Source organism: uncultured Porphyromonas sp. (genome assembly GCF_934359325.1).
Taxonomy (GTDB): domain Bacteria; phylum Bacteroidota; class Bacteroidia; order Bacteroidales; family Porphyromonadaceae; genus Porphyromonas_A.
On the sequence record NZ_CAKRLH010000214.1, the window covers coordinates 1 to 2,651 of the forward strand.

Here is a 2,651-nt window from a genome sequence, read left to right on the forward strand (position 1 = left end):
CCTACAGCTCCGAGATACTCTTCACGCTGGACGGAGCGGTGCCGGTGCCGGTTCTGGTCGTGGGGCTGCAGCTTTAAGCTCTTGGGCGAATTGGTTACCTTTGCTGAAATGAGACAAAAGCTTATGAGATCATCCCTTCTATCCCTCGTCGCACTCCTCCTGACCGCCTGTGCTGCCACGGCTCAGGTGCGCGTGCAGCCCTATAATGTCTCCACCCTGCCGGACAATAGCGTCGTCTATGCCCTGCCGGAGACGCGCCTCTACGCTACCGTCACCTATCGGAAGGTGGTGCGACAGCCGGGCGAACTGGCACTCTACGCCGACCGCTACCTCGGGGTGCGGGAGGCGATACTGGAGCCCTCCACCTCCTATCAGCTGGTGAGTGTCGATCTCGGGAGCTATGGAGCGCCGAGTGACTCGCTTCGATTTGCCGTGGAGATGCGACGCAACAGCAGCGCCGCCAATGTCTCCCTCACCGATGACGGTCGTCTCGTGGCGGTCAATGTCACCTCTCCCCTCAAGCTGCCCGCCCTGCCGGAGGAGAGGACGATCGAGTCGAGGCACGACAGGGACTTCGGCGACCTCAAGAGCCTGCCCTCAGACTATATCCGAGCCACCACGCCCGCCAAGCGTGCCGAGATCGCAGCTCAGGAGATCTACCGTCTCCGCGACAGCCGCACCGCCGTGCTATCCGGCGAGACGGACCAGCCCTTTGCCGATGGTCAGGCACTCCGTATCGCCGTGCAGGGGCTGGATGCTGCTGAGCGAAGCCTTACGGAGCGCTTCATCGGTACGTCGGATACCATCACCTACGTTCGGCTTGTCCGACCGATAGAGATCACTGAGGGACGTCAGGTGGCTCTTCGCTTCTCCGAGCACGATGGGCTGCTCCCGGCAGACGATCTGCGGGGCGAGCCGATCTATCTGGATCTGAGAGTGACGGAGCGAGCGCCGGAGCTTGCCGAGAGGGATCTGAAGAAGAAGGAGAAGCAGCTCCGCAAGGGGATCGTCTACGTCGTCCCGGGTTCGGCTGAGGCTGTGCTGCTCTACCGTGACCGGAAGATCGCCGGCAGGAGTCTGCCGGTGGCTCAGCTGGGCAGCCTGGAGGCGCTCGAGGGCGGTCTCTTCACTGACAAGAAGATGGAAACCTCCGTCCGCTTCGATCCCGCCACCGGTGCGATCCTCAAGGTCGACGCCCGTCCCCGCCAGTAAGATAGTTCTACATCTACATCGGAAGGAATAAAAAAAGGTCCTCGCAGCACTCTTAATAGCACTGCGAGGACCTTTTTCTATTTGTTATTATTGAGCTGGCGGTAGAGGGACTGGAAGTAGGGGGCGGCGTAGTCGGCGGGGCGGAGGACTTGGTCGTCACAGAGGACAACATCGAGGTCGAGCGCCACTTCTCCGCCCGGGGTGCGGATGCGGCCCGCTCTCTCCTCCAGCGCCTTCATCCGCCGGGCGAGCACGTCCGGCTCCTCTCGGCTGTCGAGGATCAGCAGCGCATTTCGGTAGATCCGCCCGCTGCCCCCCGCATCCTCCGACGTCATCGCTTCTGTCAGTCGCGCCTCGGGGAGCGCCGCATGGATCAGTTCCCTCAGTGCCCCCGCCCGCTCTTCGTCATATGTGGTGCCGGCGAGAATGATGTAGCGACGAGTAAAGGGGATCCCCAGCCCCTCCAGCCGCAGTGCGATGAGCTGCTGGACAAAACCCCTAGCAGCAAGGTAGATAAGGAAGGCACACATCAGTGCCGCATTGCCGTCCTCGACCGGGAGACCGAAGTAGGTGGCAAAGAAGAGGATCACCGCCACCAGCATGCTCCACATCATCTCCCGCGTCGCCGTCATCCCGATGAAGACGCCATCCATCACGAAGCCGATGCATCCCGCCAGCGGGAGCACCACCATATACGGCAGGTAGCGAAGTGCCTGCTGCAGCACCTCCTGCTCGTCCGTCAGCAGCGCGAGGAGTCCCCGCCCGGCACCGGCATAGATCGCCGTCACCACTACTCCCAGACCTATCCCCCAGCCGAGCAGACGCCGCACCGCCCTCCGCAGCGCAGGCCGCTCTCGCTGTCCATAAGCATCTCCGACGATCGCCTCGCCGGCATTGGCAAAGCCGTCGATGAAGTAGGAGAAGAGGGTAAAGAACTGATACAGCAGCGCATTCCCCGCCAACGTCAGCGTCCCCATACGTGTTCCGGCGTAGACGAAGTAGACACTCACGCAGGCCATCAGCAGCGTGCGGAAGAATATATGCACATTCGTCGAGAAGTACCGCCCCAGCTCCTCCCCAAGGGCGCTCAACCGGCGGGGCAGCACGACCCTTCCCCGCCGCACATAGAGCAGCAGGACGCCGCCCCCGAGCAGGAGCATCCCGAGCCACTGCGCCACCAGCGTACCGATGGCGATGCCCTCTATCCCTCGCCCCTCACTCAGCACGAGGAAGGCCGAGAGACCGATATTGACGAGATTGGTGACAATGCTGACCGCCATCGGGTACCAGCTGTTTTGCATCCCGATGAACCACCCGTTCATCGCATTCGTCGTCAGTATCGCCGGTGCTCCCATCACTACTATGGCGAAGTAGATCAGCGCATACCGCTCCACCTCAGGCTCCGGGGCGAGGACGGAGAGGATCATCCGCGAGAGCGG

2 protein-coding genes are annotated in these 2,651 nt (G+C 62.3%); one reads left to right on the forward strand and one right to left on the reverse strand.

Features of this window, described 5'->3' with window-relative positions; genetic code table 11:
• Positions 1 to 123: 123 nt before the first annotated feature.
• Positions 124 to 1,212 (forward strand): DUF4831 family protein, encoded by a 1,089-nt coding sequence (locus tag Q0F21_RS07015; RefSeq protein WP_297238611.1) that lies wholly within the window; start codon positions 124 to 126, stop codon positions 1,210 to 1,212.
• Between the two features lie 77 nt (positions 1,213 to 1,289).
• Here the strand turns inward: Q0F21_RS07015 and Q0F21_RS07020 are convergent.
• A partial coding sequence (locus tag Q0F21_RS07020) for an MATE family efflux transporter (protein WP_297238613.1) occupies positions 1,290 to 2,651 on the reverse strand: 1,362 nt, incomplete at its 5' end.

Excerpts from the sequence above, each read along its gene's own strand:
- Q0F21_RS07015 (WP_297238611.1), top strand. The coding sequence starts at position 124 with ATGAGATCATCCCTTCTATCCCTCGTCGCACTCCTCCTGACCGCCTGT.